Consider the following 22326-nt stretch of genomic DNA (forward strand, 5'->3'; position numbering starts at 1 on the left):
GGCCGCGGAACGATTCTGTGGAAGAAATCAGGACAGATGTGCGGCGAAGACCGGCACGGGTGTGCGGGGCGCGGCGGTGGCCGCGGCGGGTCACCGGCAGCGGTTCAAGCAGGCCGGACACCCGGGTAGCCTTGCACTCGTGCCCCGTCTGTCTGAAGTCATCGCCGCGCTGGAAGATCTGTGGCCCGCCGAGCGTGCCGAGTCCTGGGACGCGGTCGGCACCGTCGTCGGCGACCCCGACCAGCAGGTCACCCGCGTGCTGTTCGCCGTGGACCCGGTGCAGGAGATCGTCGACGAGGCGGTGAAGCTGGGCGCCGATCTGCTCGTCACCCACCATCCGCTCTTCCTGCGCGGCACGACCACGGTGGCGGCCTCCACGTTCAAGGGCCGCGTGGTGCACACGCTCATCAAGAACGACATCGCCCTGCACGTGGCCCACACCAACGCCGACACCGCCGACCCGGGGGTCAGCGACGCCCTGGCCGGCGCGCTGGACCTCAGGGTCGTCCGGCCGCTCGTCCCGGACCCCACCGACCCGGCGGGCCGCCGCGGACTGGGCCGGGTCTGCGAGCTCGACCACCCGCTGACCGTGCGGGAACTGGCCGACCGGGCCGCCGCCCGCCTGCCCGCCACCGCGCAGGGCATCCGCGTGGCCGGCGACCCCGAGGCCGTCGTGCGCACGGTCGCCGTCAGCGGCGGCGCCGGCGACAGCCTCTTCGACGCCGTCCGCGCCGCGGGCGCCGATGCCTTCCTCACCGCGGACCTGCGCCACCACCCCGCCTCGGAGGCGGTCGCCCACAGCGGGCTGGCGCTGCTCGACGCGGCGCACTGGGCCACCGAATGGCCCTGGTGCGAGCTGGCCGCCGCCCAGCTCGACGAGATCTCCGACCGGCACGGATGGGACCTGCGGGTCCATGTCTCCAGCACGGTCACCGACCCCTGGACCGCCCACGCGGCGTCCAGCACCACCGACGATTCCCTGGGAGCCCCGAACTGAACGCCGCGCCCGCCGACCAGATCCGTCTCCTCGACGTCCAGGCCCTCGACGTCCGCCTGCAGCAGCTGGCGCACAAGCGGAAGTCGCTGCCCGAGCACGCCGAGATCGACGCGTTGAACCGCGACCTGACGCAGCTGCGCGACCTGCTCGTGGCGGCGCAGACCGAGGAGAGCGACTGCGCCCGCGAGCAGGCCAAGGCCGAGCAGGACGTGGACCAGGTGCGCAAGCGTGCCGCCCGCGACCAGCAGCGCCTGGACTCCGGCGCGGTCACCTCGCCCAAGGACCTGGCCAACCTCCAGCACGAGCTCGCCTCCCTCGCCAAGCGACAGGGCGACCTGGAGGACGTCGTCCTGGAGGTGATGGAGCGCCGTGAGTCCGCGCAGCAGCGCGTCGCCGAACTCACCGAGCGCGTCGCCTCCGTGCAGGCCAAGGTCGACGACGCCGCCGCCCGGCGGGACACGGCCCTGCAGGAGATCGACGCCGAGGTCGCCTCGGTGACCAAGGAGCGCGAGGTCGTCGCGGGCACCGTCCCCGCCGACCTGCTCGGGCTGTACGACAAGCTGCGCGCGCAGCAGGGCGGCATCGGCGCGGCCAAGCTGTACCAGCGCACCTGCCAGGGCTGCCGCCAGGAGCTGGCCATCACCGAGCTGAACGAGGTCCGTGCCGCCGCCCCCGACGCGGTCGTCCGGTGCGAGAACTGCCGCCGCATCCTGGTGCGCACCGCCGAGTCGGGCCTGTAGGAGCGGCGGGGATGCGGGAGTTCGTGGTCGAGGCCGACGGCGGATCGCGCGGCAACCCGGGGCCCGCGGGCTACGGGGCCGTGGTCCGGGACGCGGCGACCGGGGAGACCGTGGCGGAGGCCGCCGCGTACCTGGGTGTGGTCACCAACAACGTCGCCGAGTACCGCGGCCTGCTGGCCGGGCTGCGCGCGGCGCACGACCTGGACCCGCAGGCGACGGTGCACGTCCGCATGGACTCCAAGCTCGTCGTGGAGCAGATGACGGGCCGCTGGCGGATCAAGCACCCGGACCTCAAGCCGCTCGCGGCCGAGGCGGCCCGCATCTTCCCGCGCGAGCGCGTCACCTACGAGTGGGTGCCGCGCGACCGCAACAAGCACGCCGACCGCCTGGCCAACGAGGCCATGGACGCGGGCAGCCGAGGCGAGACCTGGTCCCCGCCGGCAACGACGAAACAGGTGGATCCCTCACCGGCGGACACGGCCGCCCCCGAGGAGACGCGTACCGCCGGCACGTCCGCCGACCGCGACGTCCGAGCGGCCCGCACCGTCGCCTCCCCCGGGTGGGCGCCCGCCGACCTCGGCGCGCCCGCCACCTTCGTCCTGCTGCGGCACGGCGAGACCCCGCTCACCCCGCAGAAGCGGTTCTCCGGCAGCGGCGGCAGCGACCCGTCCCTGTCCGCGATCGGCCGCGAACAGGCGGAGAAGACCGCGGCGGCGCTGGCCCGGCGCGGCACCATCCAGGCCGTCGTCGCCTCCCCGATGGCCCGCACCCGCGAGACCGCCGGCATCATCGCCGACCGTCTCGGCCTGGACGTGGCCGTCGAGGAGGGGCTGCGCGAGATCGACTTCGGCGCCTGGGAGGGCCTGACCTTCGCCGAGGTCCAGGAACGCCACCCGGACGACCTCGATGCCTGGCTGGCCTCCCCGGACGCCCGGCCCACCGGCAGCAGCGAGAGCTTCGCCGACGTCGCCGCACGGATAGCCGCCACCCGCGACAAGCTGGTCGCGGCCCACGCCGGCCGCACCGTGCTGCTGGTCACGCACGTCACGCCGATCAAGACGTTCGTCCGCCTGGCCCTGGGCGCACCGCCGGAGTCCCTGTTCCGCATGGAACTCTCGGCGGCCTCCCTGTCCGCGATCGCCTACTACGCGGACGGCAACACCAGCGTCCGCCTGTTCAACGACACCTCGCACCTGCGCTGAGCCCGGCCGCCTCGCGGGCCAGCTCCGCGATCCGGGCCCAGTCGCGGGCGGCGACCGCCTCCGCCGGGACCATCCAGCTCCCGCCGACGCAGCCGACGTTGGGCAGCGCCAGGTACGCGGGGGCACCGGCCGGGGTGATGCCCCCGGTGGGGCAGAAACGGGCCTGCGGCAGCGGTCCGGCCAGCGCCTTCAGCCAGGCGGTGCCGCCGGACGCCTCGGCCGGGAAGAACTTCATCTCCCGCACCCCGCGCTCCAGCAGCGCCATCACCTCGGACACGGTCGACACCCCCGGCAGGAACGGCAGCCCCGACCCGGCCATGGCCTCCAGCAGCCCCTCCGTCCAGCCGGGGCCGACCAGGAACCGCGCCCCGGCGTCCACGCACGCGCTCACCTGATCCGGCGTGACGACCGTCCCCGCGCCCACCACCGCCTCGGGCACCTCGGCGGCGATCGCGCGCAGCGCGTCCAGGGCGGCCGGGGTCCGCAACGTCACCTCGATCGCCCGCAGCCCGCCCGCCACCAGCGCGCGGGCCAACGGCACGGCGACCGCGGCGTCGTCGAGCACCACGACGGGCAGCACCGGAGCCAGATCGAGCACGGAGACGGACGCGGTCGCGGCGGGCCGCACCTCGGGGAGGGAAGAGGAGGACATGGCCCTCATCCTGCCGACGCCACACACTCCTCGCAAAGGTCATTGCGCATGCCGCAACGATCCCGATGTCGTGCCGCCTGCTGCGCGCACCGTGCGGTCACCGGCGCGGGTCACCGGTGCCGTCACCGACACAGGGCGCCTCAGTGCAGGTCCCTGACGACCACATCCAGCCCCCACGCCTTCCCGGCCTTCGCCGGCGGCTCGGCCTCCACCGTGAACCCGAGATCGCGCAACGCCTCCACCAGCTCCGCGGGATCCTTCGGAACGGCCCCGTCGGCCAGCAACGCCCGCACGATCCGCCCCTTGGTCGCCTTGTTGAAATGGCTGACCACGGACCGCTTCTCCACACCGTCCACGACCCGCGCGTGCAGCACCCGCACCGTCGCCGTACGCCCCGCGACCTCGCCCTTGGGCTTCCAGGCGGCCGCATACGCCGAGGACCGCAGATCCAGCACCAGCCCGTCCCCGGCCGCCTCAGGCAGTACCGAGGCCATCGGCGCCCGCCAGTGCGCCGCCAGCGCCCCGAGCCCCGGCAGCTTCACCCCCATCGAGCAGCGGTAGGACGGAATCCGGTCGGTCACCCGCACCGCACCCCACAGCCCGGAGAACACCAGCACGGACCGCCCGGCACGCTCCCGGGCGGCGGCATCCAGCGAGGCGAGATCGAGGGCGTCGTAGAGCACGCCGGTGTAGATCTCCCCGGCGGGCCGGGTGCCCGCCGTGCGCAGGGCGGCGTTCTTGGCGACCTCGCCCCGCAGCCCCTCGCTCAGCCCCAGCACCTCCCGTGCCTTGTCCTCGTCGCCGGCGCACAACGCCACCAGCTCGTCGAGCACGGCCCGGCGCGCCTCGGTCAGCCCCGGCAGGGACAGCGACTCCAGCTCAAGCGGGGCACCACCGCCCGCGGGGGCCTTGCCTTCGGACGGGGGCAGCAGCACGAGCACGGGGTCTCTCTCCTTCTCCTGCGCTCCTTCTCCGGCGCACTGAGCGCCAGGGTACTGAGGGCGACGGGGGCGACGCAGGGGCGGTCGGTCCTGTGCCGGGATCGACGGAACGGTTCCCGATCTCGCAGTGGGGACCTCGATGTGCGGGGAGTGGTGGGCCGGCCCGCCCGGTAGCATGGTGCACACGGCAGACGAGCCGGGCGGACGGCCGCGTGGAGTTCCCGCAAGGGGACTCCCCGAGGAACGTCCGGGCTCCACAGGGCAGGGTGGTGGCTAACGGCCACCCGGGGTGACCCGCGGGACAGTGCCACAGAAAGCAGACCGCCGGGGATCTCGGTCCTCGGTAAGGGTGAAACGGTGGTGTAAGAGACCACCAGTGCCCAGGGTGACCTGGGCAGCTAGGTAAACCCCACCCGGAGCAAGGTCAAGAAGGAGACACCTCGGTGTCTCTGCGCGGATGCTTGAGGGCTGCCCGCCCGAGTCCGCGGGTAGACCGCTCGAGGCCGGCGGCAACGCCGGTCCTAGATGGATGGCCGTCGCTCCAGGGTCCGCGAGGACCCTGGAGAACAGAACCCGGCGTACAGCCCGACTCGTCTGCCGGCCAGTCCGGTGACCTGCAAGAACCCCACCGAAACCGCCCCCCTGAGCAGGGCTGGGGAGAATCCGGGCAGTGCACGAGCACGTACGACGCCTGATCGACCTCTTGGCAGCGGACGCCTCAGGCACACAGCAACAGGACCGGGCAGGCATCGAGTCGCACCTTCGGGTGCGGTGTCTCGCCGACCGCAAGGAGTTCATCGAGCGAGTCGGCGGCGGCAGGATCGACGGTCACAGCCGGCCGGGCGGCCGCCCGCCCGGTGATCGCCGGTGAGTCGAGCGATCAAGCCGCCGGCTGGGGCGGGATCTCGGAGTCGACGGCGAGGGTCGGGACGTCGACGGCGACGGTCTCGGGGTACTTCACGCCCATGCCGGTGTTGAGCACGACCGTCCGGTCGTCGTCGCTCAGCCGGACGAGCATGCACCGCGCGGCCCGTAGGGTCGGATCATGACGAGTGCATTCAGCGAAGCGTTTCTCTGCGAGGCCGAGCGGCATACCGCGTGGGGCGTGGCCCAGTTGGAGACGCTGACCGCGTTCCTGCCCGACGGCCCCTGGGAGGCCGACCTGGATGCCTGCCGCTACCGGCAGGGAGACGTCGAGATGCGCGTGAGCGTGCTCGGGACGTACGACCTTGCGGAGCAGTCCTGGATGTGGGGCTGGGCGAACCCGGGGCTGCGGGGCACGGAGGTGGTCGCCCTGTCCGCCGTCGTCGAGCGGTACGGGCAGGAGCACGGCATAGCCGAACTGACCGAGGGCTTCCTGGACCTGTCCGGGTTCGGCGACCCGCGCCGGGCCGCCGAGATGCTCGCGTTCACCGGCATGGGGGTGGCCGGCGCACCCGGTTACATCGGCGCCCCGGCGGGGCCGGCCACCCAGGTGTACTTCCTGCCGGACGACCCCCGGGTGCCGCGCGCCGAGCTGGACGCGATCACGCTGCCGCGGATGCTCCTGACCGGCGCGCAGCTGATCGGGCACTCGGCCCGGCTCGTGGTCGGCGGCTACTTCGACCACCACGGCCTGCCGTACCGCGGCGAGGACGACCGGATCGTCGCCGAACTGCCGAAGGGCGGGCCGGTCGTGGTGACGTTCGACGGTGCCGGACGGATCGGGGGAGTGAGGATCGGGGCGCTGTCCTGAGTGAGCCGGGAACCCGTGTTTCCGGCCCCTGGCCGGCCCGGTCGGCCAGGGGCCGGGCAGGGTTCTCAGCCGTGCTGCCCGCCGGTCGTGCGTGCGCTTCGGCTGCGGATGCCGGGCTGTCAGCTCTTCGTGTTGGTGGGATGCGGGCCGAGGTAGCCGACGTAGACGAAACCGGTGTTGGGGGCGTCGTCGTGGAAGTACAGCCGTGGGGAGACCATGTTGCCGCCGCCGATGCGCAGATGAGCTTCCATGAACAGCTTCCCGCTCGGGTGGACGGCCTCGGGGACCGGGAACGTGCGCTCCCGGCGCCAGTCCTCACGGCTGCCGACCGTCTTGGACTCCTTCATCTTGACCTTGCCCGCCGGGAAAGGGTGTGCGCAGTCGTCCGGCAGGTGGGAGCACCAGTGACGGAAGTCGCCGCCTGCCGTCCCGGCGGCTGACGCGGCGGCGTAGTCGTCGAGGGCGTGGAGGGCGTCCCAGGCGACCTCGACCCAGTTGCCGATGCACTGGGCGTCGAGTTCCCTGGTGATCTTCTGGTTGCCCGTGAAGCGCAGATGGGGGAACTCGTCCAGCCGGTCGAGGATCTCGGCGAAGGTGGCCGGGTGATCGGCGCTGTCGGCGGCTTCCTCGACATCGGCGTGCGCGAGGTCGTGCCGTCCCGCCTTCTCGAGCCGTGTCTGCAGGGCCCGGATGCGGCGCTCGGCATCCTTGAGCCCGGCGTACAGTTCCTGGTTCTCGACAGCCTGGTCGAAAGCGTGTTCCTCGGCCTGTTGCAGCTGCTGGCGCAGGTCGCGCACGACATCCGCGTTGGCGTTCTCCCGTTGCTCCGCCTCGTCGAGCATCTTGTTCAAGGTGGCGTTCTCGGCGCGGAGTTCGTCCACGTTCGAGCCGTGGGCCGCCGGGCGCGGGCGGGTGCGCTGGACGGGCAGGTTGTCCAGGGGCTCGGGAAGCGGCAGGCGCAGGGCGAGTCGCTGGGGGAGGGCCGCGAGGATCCCCGCCGCTCGTTTCGGGTTCGCTTCCAGCGTGGCCCGGGACATCACCGGGTGGCGTTGGGCATCGGCCTGCCAGGACGGATCCACGCCGGGCAGGTAGGTGCGGATGCCGCCGCCGAAGACACGGTGGTGCGTGAAGGTGTCCTGGAACGACTGCTGTGCGTCCGGGTGGAGCACGTACATCACGGCCAGGCCGGGGAGGTGCTTGAAGGCCGGCTCGACGACCTTGCTGGTCCAGGCTTCCGGATCCTGCCCGTGGGGCACGCTCGCGACGAGGATGGGCAGCCTGCGGTCCAGATCGCAGAGTTCCTCGGTCACCTCCTCGACGTCGTCCGGTTCGATGAATCTCGGGATCGCGTCGACGTCGGTGAGGCCGTCCTGGGCGTCGAGCGCCTCGAGCAGCAGTCTGGCCAGGCCGGGGGTGTTGGGGCGGAGGGGCCGTACGTCCGACGACTCCGGGAGGTGCTCGACGTCGAACTGGATCCAGGTGCGGTGGTCGTCCTCTCTCGGGTCCGAGCGGACGACGAGCGTGGACTGCCACGTGCCCGGGAAGGGCTGTTCCTTCCGTTCGCGCAGGCGCCAGCGGGAGTAGGCACCGTGCCGGCCGGACACCGTGTCGTAGTCGAGGGTCGCTCCCTCGGCTATCTGGTTGCGGCCTTCGTCCAGGGCCGAGGTGTCGTACCGCTTCATCACCCCCAGCCAGTGGTGCAGTTGGCGGTCCGCGATGGCGGACGCCGTGACGAAGTCCTGCACGGTCGACACGACCATGCGGTAGTTGCGCGGTTCCATGGGCGGCTCCTGAGCGGTGCGGCGGGTGAGGCGCACTGCGTGTTGCGGTGTGCCGGTGGAGCGCGGCGCGGTGGAGCGGCTCAGGGGGATCAAGCCGGGCGGCGAGGGCCCGGGCCGGGGCGGACCGTCCGCTGCCTGCTGGTTCGGTGCGGCAGGGGTCGGGCCCGGGGTGTGCTGCACGAGCGCCGCGCGGGCGGCCTTGCCCGGACCGCTCGTCCGTCACGACGACGGAGCCCGCCATGACGTCCTGGTGGGCAACGATCAGATGCCCGTGCACATTTGAGACTCACGATCCCCCACATGCTCCCGCGCGACCCGCACCGTTCACGGTAACGCTTGGGCCGCCCGATGGACCGGCTTCGGCGGGTTCGGGAACCGGCTGTGCGGAACAGCCGTACGCGCCTCCCTCCCGCCCGCGGGGCAGGGAGGCGGACGGGGCACGGAAGCGGACGGGGCACGGAAGCGGACGGGGCGGCCCCGCCTTCCGTCACGGAATGGCCTCGATCCTCCGCCCGTTGAGCAGGTTCGTGGGCAGCAGCCGGTGGTCCTCGGGGACGGGGAAGCCGTGGTCGTGGGCGAGGCAGGCCAGGGCCAGGGGGCCGAGGGCGATGCGGGCACGGGGGGCCGGGGAGGAGCCCCAGTAGGCGGTGTGGTGGGCCAGGGCCTCGGTCAGGGCCCGGGTGAAGGCCCGCGGGTCTCGGGTGAGGATGCGGTGGAAGAGGGCCGCCGGCGGGTGGTCGACGAGGTCGACGTAGTCGGCCGGTGCGTGCGTCAGCTCCTGGGGCAGGGAGGTCTGCAGGGTGGCGGTGAGCTTGTCCACCACGTCGTTCATCGGGGCGCGCAGGATGTAGGCGCGCAGGGTGTCGATCCAGTGCAGGACGTATGCGTCCACCGCGTCGTCCTCGCGCAGCCGGTCCATCGGGACCTGGCACAGGCGGGTGAGCCGGTCCGTCTGGCGGCAGACGGCGGCCAGGTAGAAGGCGTCCAGCCAGGCGCGGGCGTCGGCCGGGGGCGCGGCCGGTGTCGCGGGCAGCCGGCGGACGAAATTCTCGCCGAGGCGGCACTCCTGCGGGCCGGCGCCGGTGAACAGGGCCGAGCCGAGCTGGACGGCCGTGGCCCAGGCGTCCCAGGTGGACAGCAGGTCCGCGCGGGGGTCCTCGGCGCACCGGGCATGGGCCAGGGCGACGGCCGAGGCGAAGGCGTCGGACAGGGCGGAGGGGTTCTCGGCGGCGCGGGCCGGCAAGTCGGCTGTGGCAGTGGTGAGTTCGGGGAGGCCGGGAGCCTGGGCCGCGCCGCGGGTGTTGAGGCGGCCGGCACGGTCCAGCTGTGTCAGGCCCTTCATCATCGCGAGCAGGTGCGGCGGCTGGAGGGAGAAGGTCCGGGTGTCGTGGTCGATGACGGTCAGCGAGGTCAGCCCGCCGCGGTGCCACCAGTACACCCGGGGTGACAGCGGGCCCGAGCCGTCCTGGTAGGCGCCCAGCGCATAGGTGGCCAGGCTGTTGAGCGCGTCGACCACCGAGCCGTCGGCGATCGGGTGGAACACCAGGTTGTGCCGGGTCGGCACCGCGACCAGGGCGCCGGCCCGAGGGAGCGGCGCGCCGGTGACCTGCCGGGCCACCTCGTTCAGGTACAGCGCCTTGCTCGCGACGAAGAAGGAGTCGCCGTAGACGGTGTGCAGCACCGCTCCGCCCTCGACCGGGACCTCGTCGTGCTGGACGGGCACGCGCATCAGGTTCTCGTACGCCGCCTTGCCCAGCGCCTGAGCTCCGGCGCGTTCGACGTCGCTGTCGGTGAGGCTGCGCACCAGGTCCGGCGTGTCCAGGGCGTAGGCGAAGACCAGGCCGTCGGCGATCATCCGCGCGTACCGCATGGATCCGACGGCCTCCGGCGGGAGCGACTCCGCGGGGAGCAGCCGGGCGTGCACGCCGCTCAGCAGCTCCTCCGCGCTCTCGCTGCCGGGCGGCGTCGCGGGTGCGGACGGGAGGACGGGGGCGGGGGAGCCGGCGTGCGCGTCGTGGTGTGTCACGTGGGCCACTCTAGGAAGGGGCACTGACAGTGGGACTGGCAGCGGGACTGGCAGCGGGGGTGTCCGGGCGTGCGGGCTGCGGCATGCAGCGGTCGCGGACGCGGGCCAGGTGACGGGCGAAGACCGTGCGGGCCTCGGGGGTCAGGGTGCGCAACGCGATCAGGGCGGTGATGGCCACGTCGCACAGTTCGGCCTCCACGTCCTGCCAGGTGTGCGTCACTCCCTTACGGGGGTTGTGGCCGGTGACGCCGATCACCGCCTGCGCGACCTCGCCGGCTTCCTCGGACAGTTTCAGCAGGCGCAGCAGCAGCGTGCGGTCGGGGTCGGAGCCGAGCGGATGGTGGGCCTCCAGCCAGGCCCACATCTCGTCGACGGTGGCCCACAGGTCGGGGAGCCGGTCGGGGAGCGGTGCGGAGGGCGCCGGTGGTGACGAGGACTGCTCGGCGCCGTCGGAAGGGCAGGCAGGTGAGAGGTGGTGTGCGTCGGTCATGGGGGTCAGCTTGCCCAGGTCGCCAGGCCGCCATCCGTGCGGCCGTGTCCGGTGCCGGGCACATCGGCCGGCCTGGACATCTGTCGTTCCGGACATCTGCCGTCGCAGACAATCTGTCGTCCCGGGTATCTGCCGGGTATCTGCCTTCCTGGACATCTGCCGTCCTGGGTATCTGCCGTTGCGGACACCTGCCCTTCCAGAGCCGGGCGGGTGTGCCGCACCCAGGGGACGGGCGCCTCCTTGGGGGATCTTTTGGCCGTCCTTTGCGGCACGGTCCTGCGGGAGCCCGCGCCCGCTCTGTACGGTCCCGGAGTGCGCGATACCACTGACAGCTGTGCTCCGGTCCGTCACTCCCCCTCGGTGTCCCGCCGGTCGCTGCTGACGCTGGCCGCGGCCGTGCCCGCGGCCGTGGCGGCGGCCGGAGGGCAGGCCGACGCGGCCGCCGGCGCGGAGGGCACCGGCGTGGTGGGCGGCGAGCGGCTGGGCCGGGACGGGGTGCAGGCGAGCCGCACGACCGGGTTGCCACGGCATCTCACCGCCCGCGCCTGGCTGGTGGCCGACTGGGAGAGCGGTGAGGTGCTCGCCTCCTACCGCGCCCACCGGCGGCTCGCGCCCGCGTCCACGCTGAAGATGCTGTTCGCCGACACCGTGCTGCCGAAGTTCCCCCGCACCCGGCGGTACACCGTCACCGCGGCCGACCTGGCCGACGTCCCCGCGGGCTCCAGCCTGGTCGGCGTCGAGCCCGGGATCACCTACACCGTCGAGCAGTTGTGGCAGGGCGTGTTCCTGCGCTCGGGCAACGACGCCGTGCACGTGCTCGCTCGGATGAACGGCGGCATCGCCGCGACCGTCGCCGAGATGCAGGCCACGGCGCAGGACCTGCAGGCCCTGGACACCCATGTGGTCAGCCCGGACGGCTTCGACCACCCCGGCCAGCTCTCCTCGGCGTACGACCTGACCCTGTTCGCCCGGCACGGACTGCGCAACGCCGACTTCCGCGGCTACTGCGGCACCCGCACCGCCCGCTTCCCGGGCCGCGACGGCAGGACCTTCCAGATCCAGAACACCGACCGGCTGCTGACCGGGACCTGGGGACTGAAGCCGTACGGCGGGCTGATCGGTGTGAAGAACGGCTACACCAGCCACGCCGGCAACACCTTCACCGGGGCCGCGGTCCGCGGGGGCCGGACCCTGCTGGTGACCGTGATGCATCCCGCACCCGGCGGAAACGCCGTCTACGAGGAGACCGCCGCCCTGCTGGACTGGGGCTTCACGCACGGGAGTTCGGCGCGTGCGGTGGGCACCCTGGCCGAGCCGCTGAGCGAGCGCCGGACACAGGCGGGCGGCGCGCCGGGGAAGCAGGCGGCTCCGGGGGGCGCCACCGGTGCGGCCGGAGCACCGGCCGGCGACCGCGGCCCCTCGGCCTGGCGGCTGCTGGAGGGCGGCGCCGGGACCGCCGCGCTGCTCGCCGGCGGCCTGTGGGCCCTGCGCCGTCGGCTCCGCTCGCCCGCCGCGGCGTCCGGGCAGAGCGGAGGCGGGCGCCACCGCCGTTGATCTTCCGTCAGGTCCGGCTCGGAGACGGCTCGCGCCCGGAGCGCGTGACGGCTGCGCGTCCCACGGTGCGGTGCGGCGTGCGGCATGCGCGATCGGTCCGGTGGTGTCACCCCGGTCCGCTGATGCGCCATCCGGCGCCGCTGGGCGGAACTCATCCTTCCGCCACGGAGTCGTCATGCTCGCGCCAAAAGCCCGTCGTTCCGGTCCGGTCGAATCCCCCTGCACTCGATCCAAGGGAGGACCGTATGACACTCGCGCACCACCGGCCCTCGCACGCCCCGGACCTGCGCGCCGCCGCCCGCGGTCTGGCGCGCCGCCGCTTTCTGACGCTCACGGGCGCCGCCGCGGCGCTCGCCTTCTCCGTGAACCTGCCGGCCGCCGGCACCGCGAGCGCCGCCGAACTGGACCCGGCCCGTATCACCGACGACCCGTTCACCCTCGGGGTCGCCTCCGGCGATCCGCTGCCCGACTCCGTGCTGCTGTGGACGCGCCTGGCGCCCGTGCCGTACCAGCCGGACGGCGGGCTCCCGGCCCGGCGCGTCCCCGTCGCCTGGGAGGTCGCCCTGGACGACCGTTTCCGGCAGGTCGTCAGACGCGGCACGGCCACCGCCCACCCCGAGTTCCACCACACCGTGCACGTCGAGGTCGGCGGTCTCGCACCCGGCCGCGTCTACCACTACCGCTTCCGCACCGGCCGCTGGACCAGTCCCGTCGGCCGGACCCGTACCGCGCCGCCGCGCGAGAGCGGATCCCCCGCGCTGACCTTCGCGCTGGTCTCCTGCCAGCGCTACGACCAGGGCTACTACACCGCCTACCGGCACCTGGCCGAGGACGACGTGGACCTGGTCTTCCACCTCGGCGACTACCTCTACGAGTACCCCGTCGACTCCGCGGGCGGCTCCCGCCGCTACCCGGCCGGCACCCTGCCCGACCTGTTCGACCGGGAGACGGTGACCCTGGAGGAGTACCGCCTGCGGTACGCGCTGTACAAGACGGACCCCGATCTCAAGGCCGCGCACGCCGCCCACCCGTTCGTCGTCACCTGGGACGACCACGAGACCGAGAACAACTACGCCGGCGACGTCTCCGAGGACGAGGGACCCACCGAGGAGTTCCTGCTGCGCCGGGCGGCCGCCTACCGCGCCTACTGGGAGAACATGCCGCTGCGCCGCCCGCAGCTGCCCGACGGACCCGACCTCAGGCTCTACCGCCGGCTGCACTGGGGCCGGCTGGCCCAGTTCGACGTGCTCGACACCCGCCAGTACCGCTCCAACCAGGCCTACGGCGACGGCTGGCAGTACCCGGGACCGGAGTCGGAGGACCTGGCGCGCACCCTGACCGGCGACGCCCAGGAACGCTGGCTGATCGACGGCTGGCGCCGCTCCGACGCGCTGTGGAACGTGGTGCCCCAGCAGGTCACCTTCTCCCGGCGGTACAACTCGACGACCCTGCCGTCGAAGGTCTCCATGGACTCCTGGGACGGCTACCCGGCCTCCCGTGAACGCGTCCTGGCCGGCGCCGAGAAGGCGGGCGTCGAGAACCTGATGGTCCTCACCGGCGACGTCCATGTGCACTACGGCTTCGACATCAAACGCGATTTCGACGACCCGGGGTCGAAGACCCTCGGCACGGAGATCGTCACCTCGTCGATCACCAGCAACGGCGACGGGCAGGCCAAGCCGTCGAACTGGGACACCCTGATGACCGCCAACCCGCACCTGCGCTTCTACAACGGGCTGCGCGGCTACGCCACGGTCGCGCTCGAACGCCGCCTGGCCCGCGCCGACTTCAAGACCGTCTCGCACGTCACCACGCAGGGCGCGCCGCTGACGACCGCCGCATCCTTCGTCACGCAGGTGGGGGCGCAGGGCCTCACACCGGCGTGACGGAGTCCTTCTCGCCGCAGGCGACGCCGCCCTCCTCGCCGGAGGTGACGCCGTCGCCGTCGTCCCCGGCCCGCTCCGGCCGGCCGGGGACGGCCCCGGAGGCGGCCTCCTGCGGGTAGCGCACGCCGGTGTGCGCACGGATCGCGTCCAGCGTCCGCATCACCGCCAGCGTGCTCTCCCACGGCACCAGCGGCGACTCGGTCTCGCCGGCCCGCAGGGCGCGCATCACCTCCGCCGCCTCGTGCCGGAAGCCGCCGTCGCCCGGACCGCCCGTCCGCTGTGCGGTGAACTCCTCCGGGTCGCGGCCCTCGCGGTGCAGCACGAACCGCTGCGGATTGAAGAAGTCCGACGGGACGTCGATGCGCCCCTCGGTGCCGGTCACCGACGCACCGCCGGCGGTGGCGCCGGTCAGGGAGCAGTGCAGCTGGGCCAGCGCGCCGTCCTCCCAGGACAGCAGGGCGCCGGTCTGCAGGTCGACGCCCTCCGGGGAGAGCACCGCGCGGGCCGTGACGTTTGAGGGCTCACCGAGCAGCAGGTGCGCGAACGACACCGGGTAGACACCGAGGTCGAGCAGGGCCCCGCCGCCCAGGTGCGGGTCGCGCAACCGGTGCGACGACGGGAAGGGCCCGGCCAGCCCGAAGTCGGCCTGCACGGTGCGCACCCGGCCGATCGCCCCGTCGTCGACCAGCGCCTTCAGCCGCCGCACCAGCGGGTTGCAGTACATCCACATCGCTTCCATCAGGAAGCGTCCCTGCTGCCGGGCCAGCGCGATCAGATCGGCCGCCTCGGTCGCGTTGAGGGTGAACGGTTTCTCGCACAGCACATGGCGGCCATGGCGCAGGCACAGGCTCGCGGCCGCGTGGTGGGCGGTGTGCGGGGTGGCGACGTAGACGACGTCGACGTCCGCGTCCCGGGCCAGCTCCTCCCAGCTGCCGTACGCCCGGGGGATGCCGAACCGCTCGGCGAACGCCCGCGCCGGCTCCTCGCGCCGCGACGCGACCGCCACCAGTTCCGCGTCCGGCAGGTCCGTCAGATCCGCCGCGAACGCGGCGGCGATCCCGCCGGTCGCGAGAATCCCCCAGCGCACCTTCTCGCCCGTCGCACCGGACATCGCGGACCCCACCCTCGCTCACCAGTTCTTCAGCAGTGTGTACGAGCTGAGAGCATAGGGGGGACGGATCGCGGACCACCGCGCCAGGGGAGGGGTACATGTCCGAGGGAGGGGCACCGGCACCGCACGCGGTCGCCCGGGCGGAGACCTACGAGCACCACAGTCGGCCGTCCCCCGGGGCGCGCCGCACCGGCCTGCTCGTCACCGTGATCCTCGGGGCGCTGACCGCGACACCTCCGCTGGCCATGGACATGTACCTGCCGTCGCTGCCGGAGGTCACCCGTGCCCTGCACGCGCCCGCCGCCACGGTCCAGCTCACCCTGACCGCCTGTCTGCTCGGCATGGCGTTCGGGCAGCTGGTCGTCGGACCGATGAGCGACCGGTGGGGCAGGCGACGGCCGCTGCTGGCCGGGCTGGTGGTGTACGTCCTCGCCACCGCCCTGTGCGCGCTCGCGCCGACCGCGGAGACGCTCATCGCCGTCCGGCTCGTGCAGGGACTCGCGGGCGCCGCCGGGATCGTCATCGCGCGGGCCGTCGTCCGCGACCTGTACGACGGGGTGGCGATGGCCCGGTTCTTCTCCACCCTGATGCTGATCTCGGGCGTCGCGCCGGTCGCGGCACCGCTGATCGGCGGTCAGATCCTGCGGGTGACCGACTGGCGGGGCGTGTTCGTCCTGCTCACCGTGGTGGGCGTGCTGCTGGGCGCGCTGGTGTGGACGAAACTGCCGGAGACCCTGCCGCCGGCCGGGCGGCACGAGGGCGGCATCGGGCAGGCGCTGCGCTCGATGCGCGCGCTGCTCGCCGACCGCTCCTTCACCGGCTATCTGCTCGCAGGCGGGTTCGCCTTCGCCGCGCTGTTCGCCTATGTGTCCGCCTCGCCGTTCGTCGTCCAGGAGATCTACGGTGCCTCCCCGCAGACGTTCAGCCTGCTGTTCGGGCTGAACTCCGTGGGGCTGGTCGTCGTCGGGCAGATCAACGGCAAGGTGCTGGTGGGCCGGGTCCGGCTGGACCGGGTGCTGGCGGTCGGGCTCGTCGTGGTGATCCTGGCCGCCACCGCCCTGCTGCTGATGGTCTTGGGCGTGTTCGGCGAGGTGGGGCTGCCGCCCGTCGCCGCCGCGCTGTTCGTGCTGATGTCCGCGATGGGCATCACCATGCCCAACACCCAGGCGCTCGCGCTGATGCGGGTCGAACGGCACGCCGGGGCCGCCTCCGCGTTGCTCGGCACCTCCTCGTTCCTCGTCGGTGCGGTCGCCTCCCCGCTGGTGGGGATCGCCGGGGAGGACACCGCCGTGCCCATGGCGGTCGTCCAGTTGACGGCGGCCCTGATGGCCCTGGTGTGCTTCCTCGGCCTGTGCCGGCCGTGGGCGGACGGGGGCGCACGCGGCAAGGAGGCAGGCGGACGAGCGGGGGCGGCCGGCTGAGCGCGCCCCGGAACCGGTCCGGGGTGCCGGTCCGGGGCAGGTCCGGGGCGAGTCCGGGGCACCCCGGCGGGGCTGAGAGAATCGTCCGGTGAACGAGCTTGTGGCCCCGGCGGAGACCCTGCGTGCCGCGCTCGACGGACTGCTCGACGGGCTGCCGCCGCGGCAGGCCGCGGGCGCCGTGGAGCGGCTGATCGCGCACTACCGGGGGAGCACCCCGACCGACGCCCCGATCCTGCGGGACCGGGCGGACGTGGCCGCCTACGCCGCGTACCGGATGCCCGCGACCTTCGAGGCGGTGCGCTCCGCGCTCGCGGCCCTCGCCGCCGCCGTGCCCGGCTGGACGCCGGGCAGCCATGTCGACGTCGGGGGTGGCACCGGGGCCGCCACCTGGGCCGTCGCCGCGACCTGGGACGGGGAACGGCCGGTGACCGTGCTCGACTGGGCCGAGCCCGCGCTCGCCCTCGGACGACAGCTCGCCTCCGCCCACCCCGGCCTGCGCCGGGCCGAGTGGCGGCGCGCCCGGATCGGTGCCGCGCTCACCCTGGACGCCGCCGACCTCGTCACCGTCTCCTATGTGCTCGGTGAGCTGACCGAGGCCGACCGGGCGGCCGTGACCGACGCGGCCGCGGCCGCCGCCCGGGCGGTCGTGATCGTCGAACCGGGCACACCCGACGGCTACGCCCGCGTCCTGGCCGCCCGGGACCGGCTGATCGCGGCCGGGTTCCAGGTGGCCGCGCCCTGCCCGCACAGCGGCACCTGCCCGATCGCGCCCGGCACCGACTGGTGCCACTTCGCCGCCCGGGTCAGCCGGTCCTCCCTGCACCGGCGGGTCAAGGGCGGCTCGCTGCCCTACGAGGACGAGAAGTTCAGCTACGTCGCCGCCACCCGCCTCCCGGTGACCCCCGCGGCCGCCCGGGTGGTGCGCAAGCCGCAGATCCGCAAGGGGCAGGTGCTGCTCGACCTGTGCGAGGCCGGTGAGCGGCTGAGCCGCGCGACGGTCACCAAGCGGCACGGCGAGCGGTACCGGGCCGCGCGGGACGCGCACTGGGGCGACGCCTGGCCGCCGGACGACACCGGCCGCTGAGGGCCGGAGCCGGGGGCGCTGCGCTCACCGGGGCGTCCGGGCGTCCGCGTCGTGCCCGGCCGGGGCGGTCGCGCGGTTCCCGGTCGTCGTGGCCGGGTCGGTCGCGCGGTTCCCGGTCATCAGGGTTGTGTCGGTCGCGGGGTTCCCGGGTCGTCGCGGCCGGGTCGGTCGTGCGGTTCCCGGTCGTCGCGGCCGGGGCGGTCGCGCAGCTCCAGCGAGCAGCACTTCACGCTGCCACCGCCCTTGTGCAGCTCGCTCAGGTCGACGCCGACCGGTTCGAAACCGCGCTCGCGCAGCGGGCCGTACAGTCCGGTGGCCGTCTGCGGCAGCACCACGTGCAGACCGTCGCTGACCGCGTTCAGGCCGAAGGCGGCCGCGTCCTCCTCGGTGACGGTCAGGGCGTCGGGGAACAGCTGCCGCAGCACCTCCCGGCTGCCCGGGGAGAAGGCGGGCGGGTAGTACGCGATCTCGTCGGCCGTGTCGTCCAGGACGGCCAGCGCCAGGCCGAGCCGGGGGAAGCGGCGGTCGGTCAGCTGCACACCGATCACCGGCCGGCCGAAGAACTCCTGCGCCTCGCCGTGCGCGAGCGGGTTCGTCCGGAAGCCGTGCCCGGCCAGCAGCCAGGAACCGGTGACCGCGAGGTCGCTCTCGCCCTCGTTGATGTGCACCGGCACATGCAGGCGGGAGAAGCCGTGCGCGGCCAGCCACTCCAGGTGCAGCTCGGCCTCCGGCTCCCACCGCGGGTCGGCGAACCGGGCACCGAACACCCGCCCGTCCACCACCGTCGCACCGTTCGCGGTGAACACCATGCCGGGCAGCGCCGGGTCGGGCGGCAGCTCCTCCACGGTGTGCCCGAGCGACCGGTACACCTCGCGGAGCTTCTCCCACTGGGCCAGGGCCAGGGCGGCATCGGCCGTACCGTCCCCGTCGGTCCACGGGTCGGCGGAGCAGGCCGGGTCGAAGTGCACGGGCGGGCACATCAGATAGCGCCGGGGTGTGGCGCGGCGGGCTGGGGCCAAGGCGGGCTCCTCGGTTACCGCGGTGCTGCGTGACGGCCCCCGGGGGTGTCCCGAGGGCTGGGCTGCTTGGAGCCCATGGTGCGTCCGGGGCGGCGGCCGCGCGCGGGCCGAAGGGGCCGGACTCGTCCGTCCGGGTGACCGACGGGGGCGTCACGGCAGCACGGCCGCGCGGTCCGCCGGCCGCCCCCGCGGCGAGACGGCGCGTCTCACCTTCCTGCTACCGTCGGCCCATGGTCGACACGTCCGCCCCCGATGCCACGCGCCGCAGCGAGCGGGCCCGGCGCGCGATCCACAAGGCGGCCCTCGCCCTGGTCGCCGAGGCCGGCTACCGGAAGACCACGATCGAGGGCATCGCCGCCCGGGCCGGTGTGGGCAAGCAGACGATCTACCGCTGGTGGCCGTCGAAGGCCGAGGTGCTGCTGGAGGCCTTCCTCGATCTCGTGGAGCAGCACGCCCGGCAGGCCGGGGAGGTGCCGTACGAGATCCCCGACACCGGCGACGTCGCCGCCGACCTCAAGGCCGTGCTGCGCGCCACCGTCGACCAGCTGCTCGACCCGCGCTTCGCCGCGCCCTCCCGGGCCCTGGCCGCCGAGGGACTGGTCGACGAACAGCTCGGCCGCAGGGTCGTGGCCACGCTGCTCGAACCGCAGCTGCAGCTGTACGTGCGCCGGCTGCGCGCCGCCCAGCAGGCCGGGCAGGTCCGCGCCGACGTCGACCCGCGCATCGCGCTGGAGCTGTTCGTCTCCCCGCTCGCCCAGCGCTGGCTGCAGCACACCGGACCCGTCTCCCACGCGTACACCGACACCCTCGTCGACTACGCCCTGCACGGGCTGGCGCCGCGCTGACCGGGCCGCCGGCCGTCGCGCACCACCGGCCTCACCGGCACCCGGATGCGGGGCGCGGTCACCGGAAGCTCAGGATGGTGCGACCATGGAGCGTGCTGTCCACACCGGCGAGGCGAGGGGATAGATGAGCGCGGACTTCGGCGGCCGCACCGGCCTGCAGGGCAAACTCACGCAGTGGTTGCGCGGACGCCGGCCGAAGCAGGCCGCCGTCCCGGACCCGGACCGCGAGGCCCTGCTGCTCGCCGTCGCCGCCGCGGGCATGCCGCTGGCGCCCGCCGCGCACCCCGGACCCGGCTACGGCTGTTCCTGCGACCGCGTGGGCTGTCCCACGCCCGCCCGGCACCCGGTGTCGTTCGCCTGGCAGACCCAGTCCACGACCGACCGCGCCCAGATCGAACGCTGGGCCCGGCACCAGCCGGAGGCCAACTTCATCACCGCCACCGGCATGGTGCACGACGTGCTGGACGTGCCGCTGGCGGCCGGCCAGGAGGCCCTGGAGCGGCTGCTCGCCGACGGTGTGGACGTCGGCCCGGTCGCCGAGAGCGACGACGGCCGCATGCTGTTCTTCACCCTCACCCGCGGCACCCCCGAGGACGAGGACGAGTGGTGGCCCTGCGAGCTGGACTGCCACCCGGAGACCATGGACGAGCATCCGGGGCTGCGCTGGCACTGCCGCGGCTCCTACGTCCTCGTGCCGCCGGCCCGGCTGCCCGGCGACGACGGCCGCTCGGTGCGCTGGGTGCGCGGCCCGGAGCACGCGCTGCCCGACCCGCTGAGCCTGCTGGAGGCCCTCACCGACGCCTGCGCCCGCCACGCCGGCGAGGAGCCCGGCCAGGTCGGGGCCTGGCCCCTCAACCACTGAGGGAACCACTGAGACCCCACCCACCCCGGCAACCGCGGAGCCCCCTCCGCGGGGGCGCGGCACGGCACACGCGGCCCTGCCCGCCCGGGGCGGGCGCCCCGGGGCCGGGGGCGTCCGCGGCGGCCCGGGCGGCCCCGGGACTCAGCCGCCCTGCGCCGACGTCATGCCCTGGACCCGGCCGATCACCGAGACCTGCTTCTTCGCCGCGTCGCCCGCCGGATCGAGCGCCACCTGGTTGGAGACGAACTCCATGGTCAGGGTCTGCTTGATCTCGCCCTTGGTCAGCGCCCGGACGTTCCGGTTGGGCACCGGCACGGAGGCGTTCGGCGCCGCGGTCTGCTTCTGGAAGTGGTGCGTGGTGAAGAACACCAGCGCACCGCCGTCCGTGGTGCGCAGCGCCAGCGGGGCGTAGTCGCCGTCGGTCAGCGGCTGGTCGATGTACTGGGTGGCCAGACCCGGCTTCGCCGCGTTCTTGGCGCGCTGGGTGCGCCAGTCGGAGGTGTGCGGGCCGGCCGCGAAGCCGTCGCCGCCCTTCTCCAGGTACGTCGCGTAGTCCTTGCTGAGATCACCGGGCGGCACGGCCAGCGACGTGGAGTCGGCGGGCACCGGCTCGGCCCAGCCGTCCTTGTCCTTCGCGAACTCGGGCATGTCACCGGGATCGACCAGGGTCAGATACGCCACCTGCCACGTCTCGTTCAGGTCGTGGCGGACGAACACCATCAGCCAGCGCACGTCACCGCCCTTGTTGCCCCGGGCGTCGGCGACGAACCAGCGCGGCCAGCCGGCCTTCTTCGGGATCGTGTACGTGACGTCCGTGAACCGCAGCGGGGTGTGCGCGCTGTTGCCGTCGGGGCTGTTGATGTGCCCGGCCTTCAGCCGCGCCGCGTCGATCGCGCCCAGGGCGCCGGTGACGTGGTCCGCGTCCTGCGCACTGTCGTACGTCCGGTCGGCCTTGTTGTACGCGTCCGTGAACTCCTGCAGCGCCTTCGCCGCCTCGGCCTGTGTGGCGGCCGGGAGCACGACGCGTTCGCCGTGCACCACCACGCATCCGCTCGCCGTCGTCGCCAGCGCGGCCGTCAGCGCCGCCGTCAGAACCGTCCGTTCAAGCCTGCGAAGCCTGCGAGGGCTGCGAACCCTGCTCATCAGCTACCGTCACCTTCCCCTTCCCGGAGGCGAACCCTACCGGGGCGAAGAAGAGCGTGAACGTGGGGACCAGGTACAGCAGCCACACCGTGACCTGGAGGACGGTCGGGTCGGGCTGGAAGTTCAGCACGCCCTTCAGCAAGGTGCCGTACCAGCTGTCCGGCGGGACGGTGGAGCTGATGTCGAAGGCCAGGTGCGTCAGGCCCGGCAGGACGCCGGCCTCCTGCAGGTCGTGGAAGCCGTAGGCGAGCACGCCGGCCGCGACCACGACCAGCATCGCGCCGGTCCAGGTGAAGAACTTCGACAGGTCGATCCTCAGCGTGCCCCGGTAGAACAGCCGGCCCAGCAGGACCGCGGTGGCCAGACCGAGCGCCACGCCGATCAGCGGGCGCGGGGTGCCGTCGGAGGCCGCGTGCACCGACGCCCACACGAACAGCGCGGTCTCCAGGCCCTCGCGGCCCACCGCGAGGAACGCGGTGACCACCAGTGCGCCCGTGCCCATCGCCAGTGCCTGGTCCAGCTTGCCGTGCAGCTCGGCCTTCAGATGCCGGGCGGTGCGCCGCATCCAGAACACCATCCACGTCACCAGGCCGACGGCCACGATCGACAGCGAGCCGCCGAGCCCCTCCTGCGCCTGGAACGTCAGCTCCTGCGAGCCGAACTCCAGGACGCAGCCGAAGCCCATGGCGATGCCGACCGCCAGGCCGATCCCGGCCCAGACGGGCCGCAGCGCCTGCCTGCGGCCGGTCTTGACCAGGTAGGCGATCAGGATGCACACGACGAGGCTTGCCTCCAGCCCCTCGCGCAGACCGATCAGGTAGTTGGAGAACATGAACG

20 protein-coding genes and 1 other RNA gene are annotated in these 22326 nt (G+C 73.5%); 11 read left to right on the forward strand and 10 right to left on the reverse strand.

Annotated elements, in window-relative coordinates; translation table 11 throughout:
* The first annotated feature begins 139 nt into the window (after nt 1-139).
* Genes OG899_RS19220 through OG899_RS19230 form a run of 3 tightly spaced genes read left to right on the forward strand, consistent with a single transcriptional unit; the run spans nt 140 to nt 2939 of the window.
* On the forward strand, nt 140-997 hold the full coding sequence (locus tag OG899_RS19220) for a Nif3-like dinuclear metal center hexameric protein (protein ID WP_125496313.1): 858 nt from the start codon (nt 140-142) through the stop codon (nt 995-997).
* Complete coding sequence (locus OG899_RS19225; RefSeq protein WP_185867782.1) at nt 994-1737, forward strand: zinc ribbon domain-containing protein; 744 nt, start codon at nt 994-996, stop codon at nt 1735-1737. The genes OG899_RS19220 and OG899_RS19225 overlap by 4 nt, the downstream gene beginning before the upstream one ends.
* An 11-nt stretch (nt 1738-1748) precedes the next feature.
* The gene (locus tag OG899_RS19230) at nt 1749-2939 is read left to right on the forward strand and encodes a bifunctional RNase H/acid phosphatase (protein ID WP_125496311.1); all 1191 of its coding nucleotides are present in this window, start codon (nt 1749-1751) and stop codon (nt 2937-2939) included.
* Here the strand turns inward: OG899_RS19230 and OG899_RS19235 are convergent.
* Both OG899_RS19235 and yaaA read right to left on the reverse strand, forming a co-directional pair.
* Nucleotides 2914-3591, reverse strand: coding sequence for a bifunctional 4-hydroxy-2-oxoglutarate aldolase/2-dehydro-3-deoxy-phosphogluconate aldolase (locus tag OG899_RS19235; protein ID WP_125496310.1), 678 nt, complete (start codon nt 3589-3591; stop codon nt 2914-2916). The two genes, OG899_RS19230 and OG899_RS19235, sit on opposite strands and share 26 nt — an antisense overlap.
* Nucleotides 3592-3731: 140 nt before the next feature.
* Nucleotides 3732-4532 (reverse strand): peroxide stress protein YaaA, encoded by an 801-nt coding sequence (gene yaaA, locus OG899_RS19240; protein WP_125496309.1) that lies wholly within the window; start codon nt 4530-4532, stop codon nt 3732-3734.
* 192 nt (nt 4533-4724) lie between these two features.
* Between yaaA and rnpB the strand changes: the two genes are divergently transcribed.
* Nucleotides 4725-5129, forward strand: an RNA gene (gene rnpB / locus OG899_RS19245) — RNase P RNA component class A.
* A 283-nt stretch (nt 5130-5412) separates the two neighbouring features.
* Here rnpB and OG899_RS19250 read toward each other — a convergent pair.
* Complete coding sequence (locus OG899_RS19250) at nt 5413-5550, reverse strand: hypothetical protein (RefSeq protein WP_168131038.1); 138 nt, start codon at nt 5548-5550, stop codon at nt 5413-5415.
* Between the two features lie 27 nt (nt 5551-5577).
* On the opposite strand from OG899_RS19250, the gene OG899_RS19255 reads away from it, so the two are divergent.
* Nucleotides 5578-6267, forward strand: a complete 690-nt coding sequence (locus OG899_RS19255; protein ID WP_168131101.1) for a DUF6882 domain-containing protein — start codon at nt 5578-5580, stop codon at nt 6265-6267.
* 119 nt (nt 6268-6386) lie between these two features.
* Here OG899_RS19255 and OG899_RS19260 read toward each other — a convergent pair whose 3' ends face one another.
* From OG899_RS19260 to OG899_RS19270, 3 genes are all read right to left on the reverse strand, one after another.
* Nucleotides 6387-8048, reverse strand: a complete 1662-nt coding sequence (locus tag OG899_RS19260; protein ID WP_229813655.1) for a PspA/IM30 family protein — start codon at nt 8046-8048, stop codon at nt 6387-6389.
* A gap of 487 nt (nt 8049-8535) precedes the next feature.
* Entirely contained in the window at nt 8536-10074 is a 1539-nt protein-coding gene (locus OG899_RS19265) for an immunity 49 family protein (RefSeq protein ID WP_260604033.1), read from the reverse strand.
* Between the two features lie 10 nt (nt 10075-10084).
* On the reverse strand, nt 10085-10438 hold the full coding sequence (locus OG899_RS19270) for a MazG-like family protein (RefSeq protein ID WP_125496341.1): 354 nt from the start codon (nt 10436-10438) through the stop codon (nt 10085-10087).
* Between the two features lie 438 nt (nt 10439-10876).
* Here OG899_RS19270 and OG899_RS19275 point away from each other — a divergent pair, with 438 nt between their 5' ends.
* Both OG899_RS19275 and OG899_RS19280 read left to right on the forward strand, forming a co-directional pair.
* Nucleotides 10877-12118 (forward strand): D-alanyl-D-alanine carboxypeptidase family protein, encoded by a 1242-nt coding sequence (locus OG899_RS19275; RefSeq protein WP_125496308.1) that lies wholly within the window; start codon nt 10877-10879, stop codon nt 12116-12118.
* 245 nt (nt 12119-12363) lie between these two features.
* Complete coding sequence (locus OG899_RS19280) at nt 12364-14004, forward strand: alkaline phosphatase D family protein (RefSeq protein WP_406311100.1); 1641 nt, start codon at nt 12364-12366, stop codon at nt 14002-14004.
* Here the strand turns inward: OG899_RS19280 and OG899_RS19285 are convergent.
* Nucleotides 13991-15115 (reverse strand): Gfo/Idh/MocA family protein, encoded by a 1125-nt coding sequence (locus OG899_RS19285; protein WP_185867777.1) that lies wholly within the window; start codon nt 15113-15115, stop codon nt 13991-13993. The genes OG899_RS19280 and OG899_RS19285 overlap by 14 nt on opposite strands.
* A 98-nt stretch (nt 15116-15213) precedes the next feature.
* Between OG899_RS19285 and OG899_RS19290 the strand changes: the two genes are divergently transcribed.
* The gene (locus OG899_RS19290; RefSeq protein WP_125496306.1) at nt 15214-16536 is read left to right on the forward strand and encodes a multidrug effflux MFS transporter; all 1323 of its coding nucleotides are present in this window, start codon (nt 15214-15216) and stop codon (nt 16534-16536) included.
* An 88-nt stretch (nt 16537-16624) separates the two neighbouring features.
* The gene (locus tag OG899_RS19295; protein WP_125496305.1) at nt 16625-17620 is read left to right on the forward strand and encodes a small ribosomal subunit Rsm22 family protein; all 996 of its coding nucleotides are present in this window, start codon (nt 16625-16627) and stop codon (nt 17618-17620) included.
* A 119-nt stretch (nt 17621-17739) separates the two neighbouring features.
* Here the strand turns inward: OG899_RS19295 and ddaH are convergent, their stop codons facing one another.
* The gene (gene ddaH, locus OG899_RS19300; RefSeq protein WP_338105776.1) at nt 17740-18639 is read right to left on the reverse strand and encodes a dimethylargininase; all 900 of its coding nucleotides are present in this window, start codon (nt 18637-18639) and stop codon (nt 17740-17742) included.
* Between the two features lie 230 nt (nt 18640-18869).
* Between ddaH and OG899_RS19305 the strand changes: the two genes are divergently transcribed.
* Nucleotides 18870-19484: a TetR/AcrR family transcriptional regulator gene (locus OG899_RS19305; RefSeq protein ID WP_406311101.1), complete on the forward strand. Its 615-nt coding sequence runs from the start codon at nt 18870-18872 to the stop codon at nt 19482-19484.
* A 124-nt stretch (nt 19485-19608) separates the two neighbouring features.
* Complete coding sequence (locus OG899_RS19310; RefSeq protein ID WP_125496303.1) at nt 19609-20346, forward strand: bifunctional DNA primase/polymerase; 738 nt, start codon at nt 19609-19611, stop codon at nt 20344-20346.
* Between the two features lie 141 nt (nt 20347-20487).
* Here the strand turns inward: OG899_RS19310 and OG899_RS19315 are convergent, their stop codons facing one another.
* Both OG899_RS19315 and efeU read right to left on the reverse strand, forming a co-directional pair.
* Nucleotides 20488-21489, reverse strand: a complete 1002-nt coding sequence (locus tag OG899_RS19315; protein WP_125496302.1) for a hypothetical protein — start codon at nt 21487-21489, stop codon at nt 20488-20490.
* Nucleotides 21449-22321 carry an iron uptake transporter permease EfeU gene (gene efeU, locus OG899_RS19320; protein ID WP_125496301.1) on the reverse strand — a complete coding sequence of 291 codons (873 nt, stop codon included), beginning with the start codon at nt 22319-22321 and terminating at the stop codon, nt 21449-21451. Before efeU ends, OG899_RS19315 begins: the two co-directional genes overlap by 41 nt.
* Between the last annotated feature and the right edge of the window lie 5 nt (nt 22322-22326).

It is taken from the genome of Streptomyces thermoviolaceus (assembly GCF_045209695.1).
Taxonomy (GTDB): domain Bacteria; phylum Actinomycetota; class Actinomycetes; order Streptomycetales; family Streptomycetaceae; genus Streptomyces; species Streptomyces thermoviolaceus.